Consider the following 25,107-nt stretch of genomic DNA (forward strand, 5'->3'; position numbering starts at 1 on the left):
AGATACTACCTCGGTAGTATTTTTTTTGTTTAAGGTAAAACTAAGAAAATATAAGGTTAGATATGAAGGGTGAGCCGGTGATGAGCAACCAAAGTGGCAAGAGCATAACTCAAATGCAATGGATAGCTATGATAGTTGGAATATTAGTGGGCGTTGCCATAACTACTTTACCTCGCGAGCTAGTTACAGAGACAGGGAGAGATGGTTGGATTACAATCATAGCTGCTACTTTACTTATCTTGATATATATGTCCATATGCATGTATTATGCTAGGTTGTTTCCCAAGATGACTTTAGCTGAGTCTATCAAACTAGTTTTGGGCAAATGGATAGGTACATTAGTGATGATAGTTTTTGTGGTATATTATTTGGCGGTGGCTGGTATAGTAGTTAGATCTTCCTTAGAGGTTAGCTCAGTTTATTTAGATATCACTACTCCGATATGGGTAATTGCCATAACCCCGACCTTGGTTATAGCTTATATGGTTAAATGTGGGTTAGGTACTGTTGCAAAGATTTCTGAGGTGATTTTTATGTTAACGGTACCTCTTATTGTTATGCTAGTTTCTCCCATTCTACAAGGAGAAGTTATACATATGTTGCCGGTTTTCGAGCAAGGTTTTACAGAGCCGTTTTTAGCGTTGCCTACTGCATATTTTGCATTTAGTACTATAGAGTTAGTTGTGTTAGTTTTTTATCCTTATCTTGAAAATAAAGATGCACCATATAGAGTTACTTACTTAGGTATAATTATTGTTGGCATAATTTATACAGCAATTTTTTTTACAAGCCTTTTTGTAATGGGGGTTGAACAGGTAGAGATGTTTTATTGGCCTTTTGTAGAAGTTCTTAAAATTATTGGACTACCTGTACTTGAAAGAGTGGATACTTTTTTTCTGTACTTTTGGTCTGCGCAGATCACAGTGGGAGCAGGGATTCTTACATTCGGCAGTGTGTTTTCTTTAACCTCTGTCACCAAAAAAGATTATGATAACATCTGGATAGCAATATGTATAATAGTTGTTTTTCTATTTGTTATTTATCCGGAAAATATAACCGAATTAGAGCAGATAACTAGCATAGTAAGCTTGTGGGGAGGTTTATTTGCTATAATTTTGCCGATAATGTTGGTTGTTATAGCTAAACTTAGAGGTTTGCCAGGTGAACTGGATAAATAGATAAAAGGCGCTGTAAATATTGCCGTGGCAATATTTACAGCGCCTTTTAGTTTTGTTTGTTGTAAGTTCTGGTGAGTTTTTAACCAGCTCGGCTTACTAATTCTGATCCTGTAAATTGGCTGTTGTAAAGACCTCTGTAGAAGCTTTCTTGATCCATTAGTTCTTGGTGGGTACCTTTTTCTATTACTTTCCCTTCTTTCATAACTAAAATCATATCTGCGTTGCGTATGGTGGACAGTCTGTGGGCGATTACGAAGCTAGTTCTGCCCTTCATTAGCTGGGACATAGCTTTTTGGATAATTTCTTCTGTTCGGGTATCAACGCTGCTGGTAGCTTCATCTAGAATTAGGATTGTGGGGTCTGCTAATACTGCACGGGCAATAGTGATTAGCTGTTTTTGACCTTGAGAGATATTTGAAGCTTCTTCATTTAACACAGTGTCATAGCCATCTGGAAGGGTGCGTATAAAGTGGTCGGCATGAGCAGCTTTTGCAGCTTGAATAATATCCTCTTCTGTGGCATCTAAGCGACCATAGGCAATGTTATCTCGAATAGTTCCGTTAAACAGCCATGTGTCTTGTAGTACCATGCCGAAAATTTTTCGCAAATCTCCTCGTTTTAGCTGTTGAATATCGTGGCCATCGACGGTTATTTTACCGCTGTTAATATCGTAAAAACGCATTAGAAGGTTAACCAAAGTTGTTTTGCCAGCTCCTGTTGGACCCACGATGGCTATGGTTTCACCTTGTTTAACTTGAATGTTCATATCATCAAATAAAACCTCATCCTTTTTATATCCAAACTCCACTTTTTCAAAAGATACTTCACCTTTAGGATTTGGAATCTGAACTGCATTAACATCTTCTTTAGGTTCTTCGCTTTCATCTAATAACTCAAAAACTCTTTCTGCAGCAGCAATGGTTGATTGAAGAATGTTAGCGATGCTGGCCGTTTGTGATATTGGCTGGGTGAACTGCTTGGAGTACTGGATAAGGGCCTGGACATCACCTATAGGGAGCATACCAGAAGTTACAAACACTCCCCCGGCTACACAGACAATTACATATCCAATATTGTTGATGAAAGTCATAAGTGGCATCAAAAGTCCCGACATAAACTGAGCCTTCCATGCAGAATCATAAAGCTTATCGTTTACATCTTCAAATTGCTCGATAGCCTCTTTTTCTCGTCCAAAGGCTTTGACTATTTTATGGCCTGTAAACATTTCTTCAACATGGCCATTTAATTCCCCTAGTTTTTTCTGCTGACCGGCAAAGTATTTTCGCGAGCGAGTTGTTATTTTCTTTGTTACATAGAAAGAAGCAGGTAGAATAAATAAACATACTAATGTCATTAACGGACTTATCACTATCATCATAACAAGGATACCCACTAATGTAACAACTGCGGTTATAAGCTGGGTTAAGCTTTGCTGTAGTGTTTGGCTGATTGTATCAACATCGTTGGTGACGCGGCTAAGAATTTCGCCATGGCTTTTAGAGTCAAAAAACTTAAGGGGAAGCTTTGAAAGCTTGCCTTTTACTTCTTTTCGCATCTGGTAAACTGTCTTTTGAGCAACATCAGCCATTATATACTGTTTAGCAAATCCAAATATAAAGCTAAAAATATATAACCCTACTAACGCTAGCAAAATATTAAAAATGTAATCAAAATCAATGGCGGCCTCTGGGTTGCCTTGAACTCGCTCCATCACCCCATCAAATAGTCTAGTTGTAGCTAAACCCATAATCTTAGGAGAAACAATCATGAAAGCTGTGCTAAGGATAGACATAACTAGCACAATAATAAGCTGAACTTTCTTTGGCTTAAGGTAGCTTGTCAGTCGTAATAAAGTGCCCTTAAAATCTTTGGGTTTTTCAGATGGAGACATAGCCCCAGCAAACCTGCCCCCGCCCATCACTTTTGGTGGTCTTTTATTCTTTTCTTGGCTCATGCGATCTCCTCCTTAGAAAGCTGAGAGAATACAATTTGTTGATAGACCTCGCTGCTTTCCATAAGCTCTTTATGAGTTCCCATTCCTGCTATCTTACCTTGGTCAAGTACGATTATTCTATCTGCATCCATTATACTGCTCACCCTTTGGCCAACAATTAAAAGAGTTGAATCTTTAGTTTCAGATTTTAGCGCCTTGCGCAACTGGGCATCAGTCTTAAAATCTAATGCGGAAAAGCTATCATCAAATATATAAATCTCTGGTTTTCTTATTAAAGCCCGCGCTATGGAAAGGCGTTGTTTCTGTCCGCCGGAGAGGTTTACTCCTCCTTGGTTTATTTCAGATTCAAATCCATCTTTCATATCAGAAATAAACTCTAAAGCTTGCGCCGTTTCAGCAGCATGGCGTACCTCTTCATCGCTGGCATTGTCTTTACCGTAGCGTATGTTATCTGAAATAGTTCCGGAAAAAAGCAAAGCTTTTTGGGGCACGTAACCTATTTTCTCCCGCAGGTGTTTTTGAGAAAAATCTTTTATGCTGACGTCATTTATTAAAATATCTCCGCAAGTAACATCATAAAAGCGCGGCATTAGATTTACTAAAGTTGATTTACCTGAGCCGGTGCTTCCTATAATTGCAGTCACCTCACCGGGTTTTGCGCTAAAGGAGATGTTGCTGAGAGCCGGTTTTTCAGCCCCAGGATAATAGAAGCTGACATTTTTAAATTCAATATGACCTTTTTTCTTCTTTGGATTGTTTTTAGTTTCTGGATCTTTAATCTTTGGCTCAACCTCTAAAACTTTAGAAACCCTATCTGCAGAGACCATAGCCCTAGGAATCATAACAAACATCATGGATACCATCATTAACGAAAACATGATAAACATTATATACTGTAGAAATGCCATCAAATCTCCAACTTGCATACTGCCGGCATCGACTCTGAAGCTGCCATACCATATTGTTGCTACTGCGGTAAGGTTTAATAGCAAGGTCATTAACGGCATGGCAACTGCCATTAGTTTGTTGACTTTTATGGCGGTGTTAGTTAAATCCTTGTTGGCCACATCAAAGCGGTTTTGTTCATGGTCAATCCGATTAAATGCTCGGATCACTCGGATGCCGGTTAAGTTTTCCCGCATAACTCGGTTAAGTTTATCTAGTTTTGTTTGAACAGCCTTAAATAGCGGCAGCCCTTTTTTTGCTATGACTGTGATTGTTAAAACAAGGAGAGGCATTACTATAAAAACTACCATAGATAGCTGGGGGTCTCTTGAAACCGCCATTATAATGCCGCCAATCATCATCAGAGGGGCTGTGAACATCATTCTAAGCATCATAAGAACAACCATTTGTACCTGAACGATGTCGTTAGTGGTCCTGGTGATTAAAGAAGCAGCTCCAAACTTATCATACTCATTAAGAGAAAAACTTTGAATGTGGGTAAATAAACTACTGCGAACTTGCTTTCCAAAACCAATAGCGGTTTTGGAAGCTAAAAAACTAGCTCCAATTGCACATATGGTTCCGCCTAAGGTTACTAAAATCATGACAAGCCCCACATTGAAGATATAATTTATGTCACCACTTACAATCCCATTATCCACTATGTCTGCCATTAGCCCAGGCAAAAACAATTGAGATAAAGATTGTATAAAAACCAACAGTACTATGGCACAAATTATAAGCCGGTAAGGTTTTAAAAACTTTATTAACTTAAGCATAGGTAAACTCCCTTCATCATCTAATTACTTTCGAAGTATTCATACGCCTCTTCTAGCAAGGCGATAAGCTCTTGACTTCTGCTTTTGCCCATATGATTAACAAGTCCTTGAAACTGAGATTTAAACTCTAAAAAGGCAGCTTCTAGTTTTTCAACACCGCTATCGGTTAGAAAAAGTCTTACCGCCCTGCGGTCAGCGGAGTCAGCACAACGTCTGACTAGCTCTTTTTTTACTAAGCTGTTAACAGTCTGCGTAATGGAAGGAGCAGATACCTTTAAAAGAGCGCTAAGCTCAGACACCATAACTCCCTGACCATTATCTAATCTAGAAATATTGCGAAGCACCACTAATTCGCTATGCCTCATTTCTGCTATTGGTGTAGCGTGGAGACGCTGTCGATTAAGCTGCATGAAGGCTTGCATAAGCTTATATGCAACATCATTACTGGATTCCATAAGATTACCTCCAATTTATATATTTAACCTAGTTAATTATTAAGTTACTTAATTATACGGTAAACGAAGATGATTTGTCAATATTTTTGTGAAAATTTAATCAAATTATCGAAGGAGTAATTTGATGTAGTCTTGTTAAGAGGAAATACCTGATGCACTATAGAATTACATATTAACAATATATGAAGTCAACAGACCATCAAACTGTATCGCAAGGTGATTTAAGAAATAGGAAAGTGTAGGCGTTGATTTTAATGGTTCTAGATTGTGAGATAGTCAACGTATATATGATTTAATGGTAAATAATTAGTTAGGCGAGGAGGGGGAGTATGTTCAAAAGAGCAATTATTTTTATAAGCTTTACTTTTGTTTTGACATGGGGGTTTTGGTGGCTGTTGGCGCTATTAACCCACCACGATATAACTAGCTTTGAAAGTGCGCTAAGTATTTTGTTATTATTTATGGGGGGCATTGGACCTACCATAGGGGCTTATGTTGCCATTTTAGCCACTGACAAAAAGGATTTAAAAGAGTTTCACTCTAAAGTGTTAAAAATAGAGGTTAATTACAAATACTTTCTATTTGCTTTTCTAGTACCTGTACTTTTAGGGGTTTTAGGGATTAGCATGGCATTTATAATAGACAGGGAATTTTTTATTAACAATCCTATAGGTCCGCTTTATTTTTTTATTCCCAGCATAGCTTCAGCGATAATTTTTGGCGGGATAGAGGAGTTAGGGTGGCGTGGGGTTTTACAGCCAGAGCTTTTTAAAGTTTGTAAAAATATTTTCCTAATTAATCTAATAATAGGGGTAGTTTGGGCGTTGTGGCACTTGCCACTTTTTTATATTCAAGGATCTAATCACTTTGGTAATTCTTTCTTGGCATATACGCTAACTGCCATCGGCTTTAGTTCGTTTTTAACCTGGCTTTATGATAAGACAAAAAGTGTTTTACTTTGTGTTTTGTTTCATGCTTCCATTAACGCTACAATGGCAGTAGGTTTGTCTGTACCGATGAACGAAACTTTACCCAACATCGCCCAAGGGGCTTTGATACTATTTTTAGGGACTGTACTACTTTTAAAAAGAAGAGTTCATTATATAAACTTTAATAAAAAGATGACGCTTAAATAATAAAAATCAGCTAACAAATTTTAAGGTGTATTCACTTTTCTTTTTTCGGGAATACTGTTTGTATAGTATTTTCGGAAGGAGTGGAGTTAGTTGAAAAAGATACCTCATGTTTATGCACTGCTCTTTATGGTAATCATTTTTGCTGCGGTGCTTACCCATATTGTTCCAGCTGGTGAATACCAGAGGGTGGAGGACCCAGAAACCGGAAGAACTGTGGTTGATCCAGAATCTTTTCAATATGTAGAAGCTGATCCTGTTGGAGTATTTGATACTTTGCAGGCAGTGCAGCTTGGGTTAGTAGATGCGGCAAACATAGTGGCGTTTATCTTTATAGTTGGTGGCGCATTTGGCATAATTCGAGGCACTGGCTCGATAGACGCGGGGTTAGGACTTGCCGTTGATAAGATGCAAGGAAGAGAGAGATTATTGTTTCCTGCCTTGATACTACTGTTTTCTATAGGCGGTGCGACCTTCGGATTAGCGGAGGAGACCATACCTTTTATTCCGATTGCTGTGCTATTATGTAGAAGGCTAGGCTACGATGCTATGGTGGGATTTGCTTTGGTATCTATAGGCGCAAGATTGGGTTTTTCAGCAGGAATGCTTAACCCATTTACTATAGGTGTTGCACAAGAGATAGCTGAACTGCCGCTATTTTCAGGGCTACTTTATCGCACGATTTGGTATGTGATATTACTTATTGTCACAATTTGGTATATAAACAGGTATGCCCAGGCAGTTAAGAAAAATCCCGATAAAAGCTATGTGCGAGATATAGAACTTTCAAGCTCAGACGAAGCTGACGACTCTAATATACCGGAGTACGAAACTAAGCATACACTAGTACTAGTAGCTGTTGTGCTAGGATTTATAGCTATGATATATGGTGTATTCCAGCTAGAATGGTATATAAATGAGATAGCGGGGGTTTTCTTAGCTATCGGAATTGTCGCTGGATTAGTTGGTCGGTTAGGCATAAATGGGACTGCTTCAAACTTTGTGGAAGGTGCAAGGGAGTTGACCTTTGGTGCTTTGGTAGTTGGGGTTGCTAGAGGAATATTAGTTGTTTTAGAGCAAGGGATGATAGTAGATACCATCATTAATGCAGCAGGATTAGGACTGCAAACGCTTCCTACAGTGTTAGCAGCAAATGGGATGTTTGTTTTTCAGTTAATATTAAATGTTCTTATTCCATCTGGTAGTGGGCAGGCTGCTACAACAATGCCAATTATGGCACCTATTGCTGATATCGCAGGAATAACAAGACAAACAGCGGTGCTTGCATTCCATTATGGAGATGGATTTACAAACATAATTACTCCCACTGGTGGAACACTAATGGCGAGTTTAGCAATTGCTAACATTCCCTTTGAGCGCTATGCAAAATGGGTCTTGCCGCTTTTAGGTATTTGGACTTTGGTCGGAATTACAGCTATAACGATAGCAACCTTAATAGGGTATGGACCCTTTTAAGGTTAAAATAAAAAGGACAGCCGATTTTGGCTGTCCTTTTATGTGTCCTTCCTTCTCCTACTGCTTGAAGGTTCTCTTTATACGGTTTTATCTGTGTCAGTGTGATATAAATCTAGATACATATGAGTAACTATTAGAAAGGTTATAGGTATGGTGAAAATCCTAAATAATAGTAAAGGATAAAGCTCTGCTACCTCCCCTATAATTGCAAAAACATCTAAAGCCGCTGTTATAATAATGATAGCGACAACTTTTAGGAAGTTTTCTTTGGCTATACCAATACTGTCTGTAATAATGTCATAAAAATCAAGGTCTACATGAGTATCTGCTAAAAGCCAGTAAACAAAAAGGAAAAAGACTATACACAATAGCAAAGCCGCTACAAAAATTAAAATCACAAAAGGGCTTATTGTCAAAGCAATAGCTACAATTGCAATAAGGCCTATCGCAATTAAGAGAACTGCTAATGCAAAGAAACCAAATGCTTTGCCATATTGGCCATTAGTTTCAAATATAGAACTAATTGTAAAATGCTCATTTCTGGCCGCCCTAAGAGCTACATTACACATACCAAGAGAAATGATGGGGCCTATTATGATAGTTGGCAAAAAGAAAAACCCAGTAAGCTCCATAGCATGTGTTAAGGCAAGAAGAATAAGTGACGCTAAAGCGAAGGATAGAGTGAGCAAACCAAAATTACTTTTGTACGTTAAAAACCCCTTTTTTACCCAATCAATAACTTGTTTAATACATACCCTCTCCTTTTTTCAAATATTTACACAAAAGTCTAACACCAGTTACAATATTTGTCAACAGAAGTCAAATGAATGGTGAACAGAACCATAGTTGAACAATAGTTAAACAATAGTTATAACTGTGTTTTTCCAAAAATACGTGCAACAAACGCAAAGCCAAGGGACAAGGGGGACTGGTATGCTGTACCATCGATTCCCAATGGGACTGCCGTACCTGTCCCCTCTGTCCCGAAGATGGATAGCACCCACTGATAACCCTAATTGACTGTAGGGGAGCAGTCTCCTGCTCCCGCACCTAACGTCCGCGGTCTAAAGCGGATAGCTACTGCAATCCCTAACTGGTATCAAGTCCAGACCCCGATGGACTGTACCATGCACTGCAAATGCAGGGGTCGGTCTTTTAAAATTACCTTTCTTGAACTGTAGAAAGTTAATTTTGACAGGCTGACCCCAGACCCTACAAAACCTAATTGGCCACGAAAACGTATAAATAAGCTACATGCTGGGACTAGGATCTAAAGATTTGAAATACTGAACTGATGCTGGGTCTGAAACCCAAAATGATGCTTCAAATGACAAAACCAAGATGGTACCCCCTCAGTAAATGGTCAGCGAATATGGCCGGTCTTGAATATGTCAGTTCAGGATTAGCATATATTTCCGGGTTTGTAAGAAGCCTAAGCTGTTTCTCCACATGTGGGACAGCTTTAACTTTGAGTCGACATTGTCATGTCTCTGATATTAATGGAAGCGAGCTCAAAGCCAAATCTTTACCCACAGGGAGAAAAGACGCCGCCTTCAATCAAACCCTCCAATATATAGCAAATCCTTCAGCAGAGGGGAAAGCACCAAATGATGACCCAATCATAAAAACCAAGGGACAAGGGGGACTGGTATGCTGTACCATCGATTCCCAATGGGACTGCCGTACCTGTCCCCTCTGTCCCGAAGATGGATAGCACCAACTGATAACCCTAATTGACTGTAGGGGGGCAGTCTCCTGCTCCCGCACCTAACGTCCGCGGTCCAAAGCGGACAGCTACTGCAATCCCTAACTGATTTCAAATCCAGACCCCAATGGACTGTACCAAGCACCGCAAATGCAGGGGTCGGTCTTTTAAAATTACCTTTCTTGAACTGTAGAAAGTTAATTTTGACAGGCTGACCCCAGACCCTACAAAACCTAATTGGCCACGAAAACGTATAAATAAGCTACATGCTGGGACTAGGATCTAAAGATTTGAAATACTGAACTGATGCTGGGTCTGAAACCCAAAATGATGCTTCAAATGACAAAACCAAGATGGTACCCCCTCAGTAAATGGTCAGCGAATATGGCCGTTCTTGAATATGTCAGTTCAGGATTAGCATATATTTCCGGGTTTGTAAGAAGCCTAAGCTGTTTCTCCACATGTGGAACAGCTTAGGCTTTGAGTCGACATTGTCATGTCTCTGATATTAATGGAAGCGAGCTCAAAGCCAAATCCTTACCCACAGGGAGAAAAGACGCCGCCTTCAATCAAACCCTCCAATATATAGCAAATCTTTCAGGAAGTGAAAACCCCAAATGATGACCCAATCATAAAAACCAAGGGACAATGGGGACTGGTATGCTGTACCATCGATTCCCAATGGGACTGCGTACCTGTCCCCTCGTCCCGAAGATGGATAGCAGCAACTGATAACCCTAATTGACTGTAGGGGAGCAGTTTCTGCTCCCGCACCTAACGTCCGCGGTCCAAAGCGGACAGCTACTGACGTCCCAAATTGGTATCAAATCCAGACCCCGATGGCCAAAATGCAGGGGTCGGTCTTTTAAAATTACCTTTCTTGAACTGTAGAAAGTTAATTTTGACAGGCTGACCCCTGACCCTAACAAAACCTAATTGGCCACGAAAACGTATAAATAAGCTACATGCTGGGACTAGGATCTAAAGATTTGAAATACTGAACTGATGCTGGGTCTGAAACCCAAAGTAGCTTGTCATTGTGAACGAAGTGAAGAATCTATGAACTTAAATATGTCAGTTCAGGATTAGCAATATATTTCCGGGTTTGCACGTAGGGGAGCAGTCTCCTGCTCCCGCACCTAACGTCCGCGATCCAAAGCGGACAGCTACTGCAGTCCCAAGTTGGTATCAAATCCAGACCCCGATGGGCTGTTTCTCCACATGTGGGACAGCTTTAACTTTGAGTCAACGCTGAACAATAGTTAAACAATCGTTGAACCATCGTTAAAAAGGATGGATTGATTTGGAGCCAGCATGTAGCCAATATCGTATTCTTTACCGCGGCCAGGTAGCAGGTAGCAGTGAGCAGGTAGCAAAAGCAAATACTGCCAAACAAACCCCCCTAGAACTCCTGACCAACTGACAACGTGACTTTGCCCTTAATCTCCTGTCCCTTAATCAACGCAGTGCTTATGATTTCTCTTTTTTTAAACATACTAATAATACCAATATGTTTAAAAAAGGGGTTTTAGGATGAAGAAAATTATCGTGTATTGTTATGTGCTCACAACATTTTTATGTTTAGCTATTTCAATTAATGCCTCTTTGGCTTTTGCCCAAACCCAAATATATAATCCTTATGAAGACGTTGATTGGGAGAGGTGCGGGCATTACAAGGCAAACCTTCACAGTCATACCACTAATAGTGACGGAAAGCTAGACCCTGATCAGGTTATTGCAGAATACTACAATAGGGATTATGGTATTTTATCAATTACAGACCATAATCACGTTACCTGGCCATGGAGTGACTATACCAAAACAGATAGCGTAGGCATGCTTTCGGTACAGGGAAATGAAATTTCAAATAATCATCATATGTTAAGTTATTTTACAGACTACAAAAGCTCGCTAACTAACAAAAAAGAGGTTTTAACAGAAATAGGCGAAAAAGGTGGGCTGGTAGTCATGGCCCACCCAGGCAGATATAACGCATCAGCTGGGTGGTATGCAGAGCTGTATGAAAAGCATCCTAACCTTATTGGCTTTGAAGCCATAAATCAAGGGAATAGATATTCTGATGATTTAAAGCTTTGGGATAAGGTGTTATCTATTTTGCCTGCTGATAATCTTGTTTGGGGATTTTCTAATGATGACATGCATAAACATGAGCATCTTGGTAGAGACTGGAATGTCTTTTTGCTGACAGAGCTTTCAGAGCAAAACCTAAAAAATGCCATGATTAAAGGTCAGTTTTACTTTTCTTCTATAAGTACAGTGGATAACCCCGTGGGGTTACCACCGGTTATCAACAGTGTAGATGTAGATAGAGAAGACAACATGGTCTCTATCCAGGCTGAAAACTATGACAAAGTAGTGTGGATTTCCAATGGAAAAATAATACACATAGGCGAATCTATAAATTATAAAAACGCTAAAGGACTGCAAAATTATCTAAGAGCAGAAGTCATTGGTCAAGGTGGAGTAAGCTATACTCAGCCTATTGGTTTTAAATAAAAATAAAGAGATGGGCAAAGGCCCATCTCTTTATTTTTTCTTTTCCTCAGATACCATCTGTTCTATCCATTTCCCAAGGTCAGGAAGTCCTAGTGGTTGTCCACGCATTTTCTTAGACACCTCTCTAAACTGTCTTAAAGTTCCCATAAGAACCACGTCTGTAGTTTTATCTTTGCAGTTTACAGTTCTTTCGCTAACAGCGGCCTCGCCACCTCTTGAAAGCATCTCTTGCTTTAGTATGTTTGCAGCAGTTGTAGACATATCGTTTATTTTAATTGTTTTAAATATGCTTTTTTCCGCCATAAGGTTTACAGACGGAGGGCTAGCTTTGACAGCCTCTATTTCCTTTTTTGCTTCGGAAAATGTGCCTATTTTTAGTTCTTTGATGTCCATAATTTACCTCCTAGGTACTATTTTGCGCTAAGAAGCTATTTAATTTCAGTTAATGGTGAAGTGGCTATCTTGCTAAAGACCTTGCCGTTAAGAAGGTACACAACAAATGAATAAACACCCATGTTAATAAGCTGGCCGGGCATTCTGGTCACAAAAGTTTCAATTAGCGGCCATTCAAAGGTGATTGCAAGTCCGTAGGTAGTGAGCGAACCACACACAAACTGCGTAACCACTGTGGCAGCTGCAAACGCTAACGGTGTTTTTTCCTTAAATAATTTTAGTACAAAAAACGGAATCACTCCGTAAAGAGTTTGTGCCATAAATATCCAAAAAATCGGAGCGCCTTGAGGAGCGATGATAATACCAATTATATCAGAACCTGCACCTACCAGTGCACCGGTAGCAGGACCTAATAAAATGCTTGCAGTTATTATAGGTATGGGTCCAAATCCTATTCTTGTAGTAGGAAGCTGTATGCTTACTAGACGAGTAAGAGCGATACTAGTTGCCATCAAGATTGCTCCGTATACAAGATGTTGGGTAGGAATTTTTTTGTCATTGTTTACACCTATGGTCATAATATATACAATAGGTAAGATTACATTAAAAATTAAGGTAAGAAAAAACCAGATGGGTTCACTGCGAAAGAAGTTACCTTGATGTTGAATAAAAGCATCTGTGGTCATAATCAGAGAAAAAGTTCCTATGAGAAAGGAACATATCCAAAAAGCTTTAGTTTGAGTGCTGAGATTTGTCTTTACAGCCATTGATGCTAAAAAGAGTGGTAGAAGCAACAGTCCAAAACACAAAATTTGTAGATTGAAACCTAACTCGTGAAAATTAACTAAAAAGTTTGCAAAAAAATTAAAAACATTCATAAAAAAAAGCCTCCTTTTTTGTTTGAGAGGCAGGCGTCGTGTTAAAAAAATAAGTGTTTTTTAACTTATCACAGCGGACGCGACGGTCATACCGCAGGAAAAATCCTTTCGTCTGTAGGCTACATCCCATCCCACAGCACTTAACGCATGACGTCTACTCTGCCTTTTTTATGGTTTAATGGCATTATAACATCAACATAAAAAAAAGAAAACAATAATTAACAAAAATATCTAAAAATATGGAAAGTAAATCTTATCCTTTAACATGCCGATAAAATGTTGTATAATGTGATATGTTTTAAAAGAAATTGATCAATTATCAAAACTAGAAGGAGGTGGCGAGAATGTATAAAATCATTGCTATTGACATAGATGGTACGTTGATAGATAAATGCGGGAACATACAAGAAAAGACAGCAAAAGCTATTAAAACTGCGAGCGCCCAAGGAATGATAGTAACTCTATCTACGGGGAGGAGCTATCACTCAGCCCTTTGTTTTGCTAAAAAGCTTAACATAAAAGCACCTCTAATAACTGCTAACGGTAGCATGATCCGGGACCCTCAAAATGGGGAATTGAAAAAATGCCACCGCTTTTCTAAAAATACAGTTAATAAGATGTTAGAGATACTCAAGAATGAAAAGGAAGTTTTTATCCAAGGCTATCACCTAGATGGCATAGTATCTTTTGGGAGAAATAATTTAATAGAGTTGGCAAAAATGTTAAATGGGACTAATAAATTTTCCTTTAAAAATACTATTAGGATGTTAAAGGACTATAAAGAAAGTAAGGTAAGTATTAAAAAAAGTTTAACTATCGAAGATGGTTACGATATACACAAGTTTTTTGTTGTTGGTGACAAAAAGAGCTGCAAAAATATTGAGGGCAAACTGGCCAATCTCTCATGCCGTATTGAATCACATTTTGTTGGTAACTACGGTTATTTAGAAATCATCCCGGAGCAAGCTTCAAAAGGTGAGGGGTTAATCTGGCTAGCGGAGTATTATAATGTACCGCTGGATAAAACCATAGCAATTGGAGATAGCGCCAACGATATTTCAATGTTTAAAAAAGCGGGCATGGCTATAGCCATGGCAAATGGAACAAACGAAGCTAAGCAAAATGCTAACCATATAACCTTTAGCAATAATGATAATGGTGTAGCTACAGCGATAAAAGAATTTGCGCTAACAAAAAAGAAAGATTTCGATATAATTAAAAGGACAGTTTAAGTTATTAAGTTTTTTACTATCCTCCACGATGCCCTGTGGCATGTTGGAGGATTTTCTTTTAAAAAAGTTTTTGCAAAGTTTAGCAAGTTCTGATAGGATTAAAGGGAATAGCTGAACAGTAGTTGAACGATGGTTGAACAGTGGTTGAACAGTAGTTAAACAGTAGTTAAACCATAGTTAAACAATCGAGAAACCCGTTGCTTCACACCGATTTTAAACTACTGCTTAACAGTTGTTAATGGCCTTTAGTGCTTTGTCATTCTGAACGCAGTGAAGAATCTGTGGTTTTATGGTTAGGGTTTCCTGTCCAACTGGCCAACTGTCTGCTGTCCAACTGAACTTATCCATTGTGAATTGTAAATTTGATTTTACTAGAAAGTAGTATTCATTAGCTCTTAAAGAGCTATGGGATAAATATTTTAAATAAGTGGAGGGATAGTTATGGCAAAAGCGTTACCTTTAAGAAGTGAAATTGACAGCAAGTATAAGTGGCAAGTTGAAGACATCTATGAAAGCTGGGATAAATGGGAGACCGACTACCGTAACGTAGTAATAAACCTTAAGAAATTTGCAGATTTTAAAGGCAACCTTAACGACGGAAAAACTTTATTAGAATGTCTTCAGCTTAGAGATGAACTAGCTGAAAAACTTGGTAAAGTATTTACCTTTACCAGCCTTAAGCGAGATGAAGACACTTCTAATACTGAGCATCAAAATTACTATCAAAAGGCGGAAAGCTTATATTCCCAGGCCATGACCGCCACGTCCTTTATAACTCCTGAAATATTATCCTTAGGCGAAGAAAAAGTTACCAAGCTTATGGAGCAGGAGCCAAAACTTAAGTTTTATGATTTTTACTTAGAAAATATTCTTAGAGAAGCGCCGCACACTCTTTCAATTGAAGAAGAAAGGTTGCTATCCCTTTCACAAGAGCTTAACAACGGACCTGCTTCAGTTTTTGGAATGTTTAACAACGCTGACATTCAGTTCCCATTAGTAACAGATGAAAATGGCGAAAAAGTGGAGCTTTCTCACGGTAGATATGTTAAGTTTTTGATGTCAAAAGATCGCAGAGTGCGTAAAGAAGCTTTTGAAGCAATGTACTCAACATATGAAAAGTTTAAAAATACTTTGGCTGCTAACTATAGCGCTAGAATAAAGGGAGATATTTTCTATGCTAAGGCTAGAAAACACAACAACTCTTTAGACGCTGCACTCTTCCCTGATAACATACCTGAAGCTGTCTATTATAATGTGGTAGACACCATTAACAAACACATAAAATCGTTGCACCGCTATGTATCTTTAAAAAAGAAGATGTTAGGATTAGACAAACTACATATGTATGATGTTTATACTCCTTTAGCTAGCAATATATCCATGGACATACCATATGAAGAGGCTAAAAAGATGGTATTAAAAGGTTGTGAAAAGCTAGGCGATGAGTACACCTCTATTATGAAAAAAGGGTTAGAAGAAGGCTGGGTAGATGTATACGAAAACAAAGGCAAAAGGAGTGGGGCATACTCTTCAGGCTCTTATGGAACCAAACCATATATACTACTTAACTACGATGACACACTTAATTCAACTTCTACATTAGCGCATGAGCTGGGGCACTCCATTCACAGTTATCTATCGCAAAAGAACCAACCATTTACCTACTCTCGTTATAATATTTTTGCCGCTGAGGTTGCTTCAACGGTCAACGAAGCGCTTTTAAACGACTATCTTATGAAAACAAACAACGATAAAGAAAAGAGATTTTATATAATTAACCAATACTTAGAAGCAATCAGGGGAACGGTTTTCCGCCAGTCTATGTTTGCTGAATTTGAGCTTAAAGCCCATGAACTAGTTGAAGAAGGTAACCCTGTTACAGCAGAGGCGCTACAACAACTTTGGATAGCTCTTAACGAGAAGTACTTTGGGCCAGATGCTGTGATCGATGAACCGATTAGCATGGAATGGGCAAGAATTCCCCATTTTTACAGAAGCTATTATGTGTTTAAATATGTAACAGGATTTTCTGCAGCTACTTCTATAGCTGAGGACATTTTACAAGATAAACCAAACGCCATAGAAAACTACATGTCATTTTTAAAAGGTGGCGGCAGCGATTATGCCATGAACCTACTGAAAAATGCAGGAGTTGATATGACAGAACCAGACCCTATCGAAAAGACTATAGATGTATTTAACAGATTGATGGATGAGCTAGAAGAGCTAATATAACAAAAAAAGGAGCCCTATGGCTCCTTTTTTACGCTTTTAATCTAAAACTTCTAAAGTGAAAACATTATTTGGCCACGAAAACGTCGATACTTGCTCTTTCTGCTTGGTCTAAGATCTAGACAATTGAAACTAGATGTGATGCTGGGTCTGGAATACTAGTGTTTTTAAAAACATTGCTCTTTGTAAGACATTATAATTAGCAAATAGTTAACCATCCTCTCACCGACCCAGCATGTAGCTAATTTGGAAAAGGAACTGCGACCCAGCAGAATGATATGCTCCCTACAAAGTAGACAGTTGAAATAAAAAAATCTACTGGTTAGGGGGAATATTTTTGAACACTAAAAATAAATACAGTGCCAAAGAAAGGTATCATATCATACAGGAATACAAAAACGGAGATAGTCCAAAAACTAGCATTGCTTACAAATATAATATTAATAGAGGGACTATAAGCGAGTGGTTAGATAAGTTCTCAAGGCTTGGTATAGAAGGACTTGCCGATTGTAAAGCGCCAGTCGAGTATTCTAAAAAAGTAAAGGAAAATGCTATTAAAGAATATTTATCAGGTGAACATACTTTAAGATTTTTAGCAAAAAAATATGGAATTACTGATCATAGTGTTTTACGTAAGTGGGTAAAAAAGTATAATGGACATAGAAAATTAAATTCAGTAACAGAAATGGAAGGGATGGATTGCTCTATGTCTAAACGAAAATCTGTTGAAGATAAAGTTAAAATAGTATTATTTTGCATTGAAAACGATTATAACTATGAACTTACTGCTAAAACTTATCAGGTCTCCTACCAGCAAGTTTATCAGTGGGTTAGAAAATACAACTCCGGTAACAAGGATGCATTAAAGGATGGACGTGGTCGTAAGAAAAGCGAAGAAGAACTCACAGCAACAGAAAAAGCTAAACTTGAAATGGAGAAAATAAAAAGAGAAAACGAAAAATTAAGAGCGGAGAATGCTTTCTTAAAAAAGCTGAAGGCTTTAGAAAGGGGGAATCTTTAAATAGAGTAAGACAAGAAAACAAATATATTGTTATTAAAGAATTGAATGAGGAAGACAATTTTCCAATAATATTGCTATGCGAGGTAGCTGGTGTTACTCGCTCTGCTTATTATAAATGGCTAGACAAGAAAAAAACTGATTTAGAAGTAGAAAACGAACAAATTATGGAAGATCTGATTTTACTCTATAATGGTTTTAAAGGTGTTTATGGTTATAGAGTGTTAAAGTTGTACCTAGACCGTATATATCAAAAGAAGATAAACCATAAAAGAGTTCATCGCCTAATGAAAGTTGCAGGTCTAAAATCAATTACCCGAAGAAAAAAGAAACGCTATGGTAAATCTAAACCAGAACACATAGCGGAAAACATATTAAAACGTAACTTCAAAGCAGATAAGGTAAATGAAAAATGGGTAACAGATATTACAGAGTTTAAATATGGCAACAAAAAAGCTTATTTAAGTGCTATTTTAGACTTGTACGATAACTCCATTGTTTCATATGTTGTAAGCCACTCTAATAATAATCAGCTAGTATTTCAGACCTTAGATAAGGCTTTGATAAAATCACCTGGAGCGACTCCTTTACTCCATAGTGACCGTGGTTTCCAGTATACCTCCAATGGATTTAAACAAAAAATAAAGGCTGCAAATATAACACAGAGTATGTCAAGAGCAGGAAACTGCCTTGATAATGCACCAATAGAAAGTTTTTTTGGTAAGCTAAAGGTCGAAAAGTATTACTTAGAGGGCAACTATCAAACATTTAAAGAGTTAAAAGATGCAATAGACGAGTATATCCACTTCTATAACCATACCAGGCTACAGAAAAAGCTGAGCGGATTAAGTCCAATAGAATATCGATATCAATATCAGTTAACTGCTTAATTTTTTTATTATTTTCATTGTCTACTTGACAGGGGGCAGGTCATGATGCTGGGTCTGGAATAAGTATAACTACTAGCATTTTTAAATCTTTGTAAGACATTATAATTAGCAAATAGTTAACCATCCTCTCACCGACCCAGCATGTAGCTAATTTGGAAAAGGAACCGCGACCCAGCAGATAGCTAATTTATACGTTTTCGCGGCCAATAAGGGTTTAAAACGCTTAAAATTTTGGTTCCCGTGGCCAATTATCTTATATTTTACTGAAAGGTTGTGCTTAACATGAGGGTGTTATATTTAGAAATGGATTTTCTTATTTACCAGTGCGAGAGTTTAAAGGTTAAGCGTAATATTAGTAACAGTTTAGCTGAAAAGCTTCGGAATAAGTTTAATGTGTCGGTGGCGCAAAAGCATTTTCCTGAGCAAAAAAACAAATTTATGCTTGGAATTTGCAGTGTTTCGATAAATTTGCAACAATTGGATAAGCTAAGACAGAGAGTAATTAACTATATTGACAATAGCGAGCATGAGGTAGAGATTAGCTCCATAAATCATGAAATACTGTAAAAGAATAAAAAAGCAACTAAAAGCATAAATTTTATTAAACAAGAAATTTTTAGGAGGGTATCCATGCGCCACCGTATAAAGGGAGTTACCTACACCGTTTTGTATGATGAAAAAGCAAAAGAGATGGGTGAATATGCACTTCTTTCACTCAAAAGGCTATCCCCAAAGCTTAAAAATCAATACTATTCTTGGGATTCTAAATACTGTTTAGATAGAATTAAAAACCAGTTTGGAAAACCTAGCTATATTATTGATGGATTATATAGCGGAGAGGTGGAGGTATGGGTGCTACTTACTCCAACCGGTAACGTTATTTATGTCGAGGGCTGGCCGTATGTTGAGCCGGCTGCTTTGTATGTGCACTGTAAAAACTTTGATGAGACAATAACATCTTTTTGTAAGTGGTTGACCATATCTAATAACTCTAAGCACTTAAAAGTTTTAGATGGTGGAAAAACAGTAGCATATTCATAAAAAAAGGAATATAGATGCATCCTCTTAAGCAAACTAATTATATCAACTACTAAGGAGGAGCATATATAGTGAGAGAGGTTAGATTAGGAGATGTTCAATTTACCACCAAGGTTTCAGAGGAAACGATAGACCAATTTATTAGGGAACTTCCCGAGCATAAAAAGGAATCCCTATATGAAATTATGAAACAACTGTCAGACCATAACCTAATAGATTTGCAAGGGTTTAGATACTCTCAGGATGAGGACTGTTAAAACATCGCTACCGATTAATTTCGGCAGCGGTGTTTATTTTTTGACTTTTAAGGAAAAACTATGAAATATCACCATTTACTGTTTAGGAGGCATGAAAATGAAAAGAGCGATAAAAAAGTTAATACGAAAAGTGTCTCCACCAAAGTCTATGACTCAATCAATGAACAATAGCAGTAACGGTAAAAAAGTATACAGCTCGCTTAAAAAAAATCATGATTATTTAAAGAACCTTTTTAAAGATTGTGACGACATAGACTTTCGAAAGATAAAAATTGCCGACTCTTCCATAACTGTGTTAATAGTTTACGTCGATGGATTAGCTGCCCAAGAGACCATTGGCGCAGATATTGTCAAATCCCTCACTGTATTAGCACCTAAATCTAAGGACATGAGATACTCCAAACAAAATATACATGACAGCCTGTTAAGCACCGCCCAAGCAGAGGAACAAGATGACTTTGACAATGTAGTGGAGTCCTTATTAGGTGGAGAGGCACTGGTATTTGTAGATGGGATAAATGGCGCCTTTTCAATTGATATCAGAAGTTGGGAAGGGCGGTCGGTGGAAGAGCCCAGTAACGAACAAACTATTAGGGGACCTAGAGAGGGATTTACTGAAACTCTTAGATTTAACACAGCTCTAATCAGAAGAAGACTTAAAAATAATGATCTTAAGATGAAGCACTTTAAGGTGGGGCGACAAAGTAAAACTGATGTAGTAATAACTTATTTTGCCAGCATCGCAGATGACACAGTAGTTCGGGAAGTGGAAGAGCGGATAAAAAAGATAGATATAGACGGAGTGCTAGAAAGTAGCTATATTGAGGAGTTAATAGAAGAACGGACCATATCTATTTTTCCGCAAATATTAAATACTGAACGTCCAGATAGGGCGGTTGGCCACCTACTTGAAGGCAAGGTGGTAATACTTGTGGACAACACCCCTTTTGCTTTAGTACTTCCCGTGACCTTAGCCCAATTTTTTCATTCTCCCGAGGATCATTATAACCGGTATATCTACACTTTTATAACTCGAATATTTCGTTTTGCAGGCTTTTTTCTAGCTACCTGCCTGCCTGCAATATATGTGATTTTGACAAGCTTCCGGTATGAGATGATACCCATAGATATTATCTTTTCTATAGCGGAAACAAGAGAGGAGCTTCCCTTTACTCCATTTATGGAGGCTTTACTATTAGAGGTAATCGTGGAGTTTTTGAGGGAGGCTACTTTAAGGCTACCCGGACCAATTGGTCAAACAATTGGTATAGTGGGAGCTCTTGTAATAGGAGAGGCTGCTGTTCAGGCTAGGTTAATTAGCCCTATTTTAGTTATATTTACCGCCACAACTATGTTGGGTAGTTTTGCAATACCCAACTACAACATGGCCTCTTCTGTTAGATTGCTTAGGTTTCCTTTGCTTTTTGCTTCGGGGCTTTTAGGTGGATTTGGTTTTGTTCTTACTTGGATGGTTATCTTTATCCATATTTGTAATCTTCAAAGCTTCGGAGTGCCTTTTTTACAACCTTTCTCACCCTTAAAGCTTTCTGAGCAACGGGACAATATTTTTAGGGCCCCTATTAGATGGATGAGAAGGCGACCGGTTCAAACTGCAAAAACTGAAAATTTAAGGCGGCAGATAGGAGTGGAAAACGACGATGAAAAGACACGAAAAAAGAAAGATTAGTCAGTTTGAGTGGTACGCAATTCTGATAGGGGCTATGGTTGGGGTTGGGGTTACAACTTTGCCGCGGGAAGTTACGGCAGAAGCCGGAAGGGACGGGTGGATTAGCATAACCATAGCTGCCTTAGTGGTTCTTATCTACAGCCAAATTTGCATCTACTATGCTAAAATGTTTCCTGACAAAACCCTAGCTCAATCTAGTGTGTTGGTGCTAGGTAAATACCTAGGATCAGCTGTCATAATCTTGTATGCACTTTACACCTTTATTACTGCCGCAGCAGTTTTAAGAATGTTTATGGAGTTAGTGTATATTTACATTCAGATTACTGTCCCTCTAATACTCATCTTGTTTATCAACTTAGCCATAATAGTATATCTTAGCCGCTGTGGGTTAGGTACACTGAGCCGTTTTACCATAGTAATAATGTTTGCCACAGGTCCGCTTTTTTTTCTTTTTTTTCAGCCAGCTTTTGCAGGCGAGTATGTAAATCTATTGCCGGTGTTAGAATGGGGAGTTATGCCCCCTTTAATCGCAACTCAAGAGGCTGTTTTAGCTTTTTTAGGAATAGAGCTGATATTGATTTTCTACCCATATATAAACAATAAAAAAAGCTTTAGCAGGGTTACAACTTTAGCTATCGGTTCAGTATGGTTTATATATGCATCCATAACCGCTGTGGTAGTTTTGATGATGGGAGTAGAGCAGGTGGAGCTTATATATTGGCCCTTTTTAGAGCACATGAAGCTTGTTGAGATGGAAATATTTGAAAGGCTAGACACCTTGTTTATTTACATGTGGACTTCTAAAATTGTGCTGGTAGCAGGAATTCAATATTTTGCCGGAACCTTTTCGCTGGCCCACCTAACTAACAAAGACTATCATGACATTTGGTCGCTAGCGTGTTGGCCTATTGTGTTAGTAGCTGCTTGGTACCCTGACAGCACTCCGCAGGTTGAGGAATTAGCAGGTACTACTGCGTTATATGGAGGAATTTTGATAGTAGCTATACCGATTATATTAATAATAGTTGCCAAGATAAGGGGCGTGAAAAATGAGTAAGAAAGTATTGATAATTGTAATTGTTCTTTTATTAACATGTACGGGGTGTTTAAGACAGGAAGTAAATATAATTGATGATTTGGCGATCATTATAGCTATGGGATTTGAAACCTTTCCTGACGAAGATCCGGATAAGGTGAGTTTTACCACAGTTACGCCACTGTTTGGTGAAAGAGCGGCAGATGAAACTAGGGTAATGACTGTCTCGGGCTTTGGGCTAGCCGGAGCTATGGACAACTGGCAAAGATACCGCAACAGAAACATGGCGGTTGGAAAGGTACAGCTTATCGTATTCGGCGAAAATATTACAGAAAATGGTCTTATCGAAAAGACGCAGGATTTGAGACAAATCCCTGAAATAGAAGTGCAAAGTAGCGTCATTTACTTTCCAGGAGATCCCAAAGATATTCTTGCTTTAAAACCACCAGAGGAGCAGCGGATAGGGACCTTTGTTAATGAAAATTTAATGTGGATGCGTGATGAAGGATTTAGCCTTAATGTATCCCTTCATGATCTTTGGTCACATACTCTTTCATTAGGCCGGGACCCCTTTATGCCTATGTTTGAAATAGAAGAAAACGAAGAAATCCCCTATTTTAGCGGAATGGCGCTGCTAGATGAGGAGGCCAAATTAGCAACAACACTAGATTTTGATGAAAGTAAATTACTGTATTTTTTAATGGATAGGCAAGCTACCCCCACCATGACTACCAAACTAAATGGGGAACATCTAGGAGAAGGATTGGTCATATTCTCCATAACCTCCAGTGACAGAAAAGTAGAAGTTGATGTAGTGGATGGAAACGTTAGTATCGATATAATAAAGGAAGTAAAAATGAGAGTAGAGGAAGTGCAAATGCGAGATGTTGAGGTTGTAGAAGATGAGAGCTTTGAAATTTTTGCGGAAGATATCGCTAAAGATTTGACTTTAGCCTGTACAGCATTAGTTGAAAAGCTCCAAGAAGCTAATACCGATCCCTTAGGGCTAGGACATTTTGTTAGAATCCAACAGACAGACTATTATCACCAGGGCACGTGGCGCGACGACTATCCAGAGGCAGAGATAGGTATAGACATCAATATTGATGTAATCAGAGGAACAACGTTCCAAAGAAATTATTAAATCTTCAAAACTCCTTCAAAGAGGTTATTATTCTTGCTGTGTAGAATACTATTTAAATAAATATCTACATAGGAGGAAAGCCATGAAGGAGTTTTTTTTCGTTATAAATCCTAAATCCGCCAATGGCAGCACTGCTCAATACTGGCCTCGTATTAAAGAAATGCTGCAAGATGAAAAATATGATTTTGATTACCAACTGACCTCTGCGCCTAATCAAGCCGATGAAATTGCCATGGAGGCTATTAGAAAAGGGTATGAAAAAATTGTGGCAGTTGGAGGGGATGGAACTGTAAATGAAGTGGTAAACGGATTCTTTTTAGATGACGGTAGTTTAGTTAACCCCAAAGCAAAGTTAGGAATCATTTCTAGAGGAACAGGTTGTGACTTTATACGTACTATGGGAATCCCAAAAGATGTAAAATATGCCATAAGGGCTTTAAAAAGTGGAAAAGCTAAACCTTCTGATGTAATTGAGGGAGAGTATATTTCTCAGCAAGGACAAAAAATTATAAGAAGATGCATAAACATATCAGACGTAGGTCTAGGAGGGTTTGTAGTTAGACGGGTAAACCACACCACTAAATCCTCCGGCGGATTTTTGTCATACTTACTCGGAACTTTGCTAAGCGTGTTAAAGTGCCCCACATTTGATTTAGAAATTATATTAGATAATAAACTTTTTTTTAGTGGGGAAGTATATCTAGCTGCTGTAGCAAATGGCAAGTACCTTGGTGGTGGGATGAAGCTAGCGCCGGAGGCGATTTTAGATGACGGTTTGCTGGATCTAGTGCTAGTTAAGGCAATGACCAAACCTAGGCTGTTATGGAATTTGAGGAAGGTATATTCGGGCACTCACCTAAGTCATCCCAAAATTGCAGCTGATAAGTGCAAAACCGTAACGGTAAGATCATTAAACGGGGACATGCCCTTAGAAATGGACGGCGAGACCGGCAGTGTCAAGTCAATAAATTATAAATTAAACAAGGAAAAGATAGAGGTGATTTGCGAGTAAGGCTTAGGATGCAGTTGAAAGTTTTCACTTCTCAATACTATATAAAAAAAACTAATAACATAAATAAAGGTAGATAATACTCCGTTGTTGAAATAACATACATAATAAAGTAAGCGAAAATATAAAATTTAAATTATTAAACAAAATT

At 38.3% G+C, this 25,107-nt stretch carries 21 protein-coding genes and 1 riboswitch; of the genes, 15 read left to right on the top strand and 6 right to left on the bottom strand.

What is annotated here, in order from left to right; translation table 11 throughout:
* The first annotated feature begins 80 nt into the window (after nt 1-80).
* Nucleotides 81-1,178: an endospore germination permease gene (locus PRVXH_RS02225; protein ID WP_353893686.1), complete on the top strand. Its 1,098-nt coding sequence runs from the start codon at nt 81-83 to the stop codon at nt 1,176-1,178.
* 79 nt (nt 1,179-1,257) lie between these two features.
* On the opposite strand, the gene PRVXH_RS02230 is transcribed toward PRVXH_RS02225, so the two are convergent.
* The 3 genes from PRVXH_RS02230 to PRVXH_RS02240 are packed head-to-tail and all read right to left on the bottom strand — an operon-like array spanning nt 1,258 to nt 5,311.
* On the bottom strand, nt 1,258-3,096 hold the full coding sequence (locus PRVXH_RS02230; protein ID WP_353894530.1) for an ABC transporter ATP-binding protein: 1,839 nt from the start codon (nt 3,094-3,096) through the stop codon (nt 1,258-1,260).
* A 32-nt stretch (nt 3,097-3,128) separates the two neighbouring features.
* Nucleotides 3,129-4,856 (bottom strand): ABC transporter ATP-binding protein, encoded by a 1,728-nt coding sequence (locus PRVXH_RS02235; RefSeq protein ID WP_353893687.1) that lies wholly within the window; start codon nt 4,854-4,856, stop codon nt 3,129-3,131.
* Between the two features lie 20 nt (nt 4,857-4,876).
* Nucleotides 4,877-5,311: a MarR family transcriptional regulator gene (locus PRVXH_RS02240; protein WP_353893688.1), complete on the bottom strand. Its 435-nt coding sequence runs from the start codon at nt 5,309-5,311 to the stop codon at nt 4,877-4,879.
* Nucleotides 5,312-5,640: 329 nt separating this feature from the next.
* Here PRVXH_RS02240 and PRVXH_RS02245 point away from each other — a divergent pair, with 329 nt between their 5' ends.
* Both PRVXH_RS02245 and PRVXH_RS02250 read left to right on the top strand, forming a co-directional pair.
* Nucleotides 5,641-6,447, top strand: coding sequence for a type II CAAX endopeptidase family protein (locus PRVXH_RS02245; RefSeq protein WP_353893689.1), 807 nt, complete (start codon nt 5,641-5,643; stop codon nt 6,445-6,447).
* 90 nt (nt 6,448-6,537) lie between these two features.
* On the top strand, nt 6,538-7,920 hold the full coding sequence (locus tag PRVXH_RS02250; RefSeq protein ID WP_353893690.1) for a hypothetical protein: 1,383 nt from the start codon (nt 6,538-6,540) through the stop codon (nt 7,918-7,920).
* A 77-nt stretch (nt 7,921-7,997) separates the two neighbouring features.
* Here PRVXH_RS02250 and PRVXH_RS02255 read toward each other — a convergent pair whose 3' ends face one another.
* A complete protein-coding gene (locus PRVXH_RS02255) occupies nt 7,998-8,528 on the bottom strand; it encodes a hypothetical protein (protein WP_353893691.1) in 531 nt (176 codons plus the stop codon).
* A 2,630-nt stretch (nt 8,529-11,158) separates the two neighbouring features.
* Between PRVXH_RS02255 and PRVXH_RS02260 the strand changes: the two genes are divergently transcribed.
* Complete coding sequence (locus PRVXH_RS02260) at nt 11,159-12,142, top strand: hypothetical protein (RefSeq protein ID WP_353893692.1); 984 nt, start codon at nt 11,159-11,161, stop codon at nt 12,140-12,142.
* 30 nt (nt 12,143-12,172) lie between these two features.
* Here PRVXH_RS02260 and PRVXH_RS02265 read toward each other — a convergent pair whose 3' ends face one another.
* Nucleotides 12,173-12,535, bottom strand: coding sequence for a hypothetical protein (locus PRVXH_RS02265; RefSeq protein ID WP_353893693.1), 363 nt, complete (start codon nt 12,533-12,535; stop codon nt 12,173-12,175).
* Between the two features lie 35 nt (nt 12,536-12,570).
* Nucleotides 12,571-13,413: a folate family ECF transporter S component gene (locus PRVXH_RS02270; protein ID WP_353893694.1), complete on the bottom strand. Its 843-nt coding sequence runs from the start codon at nt 13,411-13,413 to the stop codon at nt 12,571-12,573.
* A 69-nt stretch (nt 13,414-13,482) separates the two neighbouring features.
* Nucleotides 13,483-13,577, bottom strand: a riboswitch (THF riboswitch).
* Between the two features lie 180 nt (nt 13,578-13,757).
* Here PRVXH_RS02270 and PRVXH_RS02275 point away from each other — a divergent pair.
* From PRVXH_RS02275 to PRVXH_RS02325, 11 genes are all read left to right on the top strand, one after another.
* Nucleotides 13,758-14,645: an HAD family hydrolase gene (locus PRVXH_RS02275; protein ID WP_353893695.1), complete on the top strand. Its 888-nt coding sequence runs from the start codon at nt 13,758-13,760 to the stop codon at nt 14,643-14,645.
* A 441-nt stretch (nt 14,646-15,086) separates the two neighbouring features.
* Nucleotides 15,087-16,880, top strand: a complete 1,794-nt coding sequence (gene pepF / locus PRVXH_RS02280) for an oligoendopeptidase F (protein WP_353893696.1) — start codon at nt 15,087-15,089, stop codon at nt 16,878-16,880.
* Between the two features lie 334 nt (nt 16,881-17,214).
* Nucleotides 17,215-17,898 (top strand): helix-turn-helix domain-containing protein, encoded by a 684-nt coding sequence (locus PRVXH_RS02285; protein WP_353893697.1) that lies wholly within the window; start codon nt 17,215-17,217, stop codon nt 17,896-17,898.
* Nucleotides 17,838-18,785, top strand: coding sequence for an IS3 family transposase (locus PRVXH_RS02290; protein WP_353894531.1), 948 nt, complete (start codon nt 17,838-17,840; stop codon nt 18,783-18,785). Before PRVXH_RS02285 ends, PRVXH_RS02290 begins: the two co-directional genes overlap by 61 nt.
* Nucleotides 18,786-19,067: 282 nt before the next feature.
* Nucleotides 19,068-19,352 carry a DUF503 family protein gene (locus PRVXH_RS02295; protein WP_353893698.1) on the top strand — a complete coding sequence of 95 codons (285 nt, stop codon included), beginning with the start codon at nt 19,068-19,070 and terminating at the stop codon, nt 19,350-19,352.
* Between the two features lie 63 nt (nt 19,353-19,415).
* The gene (locus PRVXH_RS02300; RefSeq protein WP_353893699.1) at nt 19,416-19,826 is read left to right on the top strand and encodes a hypothetical protein; all 411 of its coding nucleotides are present in this window, start codon (nt 19,416-19,418) and stop codon (nt 19,824-19,826) included.
* A gap of 68 nt (nt 19,827-19,894) precedes the next feature.
* Entirely contained in the window at nt 19,895-20,080 is a 186-nt protein-coding gene (locus PRVXH_RS02305) for a hypothetical protein (protein ID WP_353893700.1), read from the top strand.
* A gap of 97 nt (nt 20,081-20,177) precedes the next feature.
* Nucleotides 20,178-21,767 (top strand): spore germination protein, encoded by a 1,590-nt coding sequence (locus PRVXH_RS02310; RefSeq protein ID WP_353893701.1) that lies wholly within the window; start codon nt 20,178-20,180, stop codon nt 21,765-21,767.
* A complete protein-coding gene (locus PRVXH_RS02315) occupies nt 21,739-22,824 on the top strand; it encodes an endospore germination permease (protein WP_353893702.1) in 1,086 nt (361 codons plus the stop codon). Before PRVXH_RS02310 ends, PRVXH_RS02315 begins: the two co-directional genes overlap by 29 nt.
* Nucleotides 22,817-23,947: a Ger(x)C family spore germination protein gene (locus PRVXH_RS02320; protein ID WP_353893703.1), complete on the top strand. Its 1,131-nt coding sequence runs from the start codon at nt 22,817-22,819 to the stop codon at nt 23,945-23,947. The genes PRVXH_RS02315 and PRVXH_RS02320 overlap by 8 nt, the downstream gene beginning before the upstream one ends.
* An 82-nt stretch (nt 23,948-24,029) precedes the next feature.
* Entirely contained in the window at nt 24,030-24,959 is a 930-nt protein-coding gene (locus PRVXH_RS02325) for a diacylglycerol kinase family protein (RefSeq protein WP_353893704.1), read from the top strand.
* Nucleotides 24,960-25,107: the final 148 nt, after the last annotated feature.

The sequence above is a fragment of the Proteinivorax hydrogeniformans genome, assembly GCF_040515995.1.
Taxonomy (GTDB): Bacteria; Bacillota; Proteinivoracia; order Proteinivoracales; family Proteinivoracaceae; genus Proteinivorax; species Proteinivorax hydrogeniformans.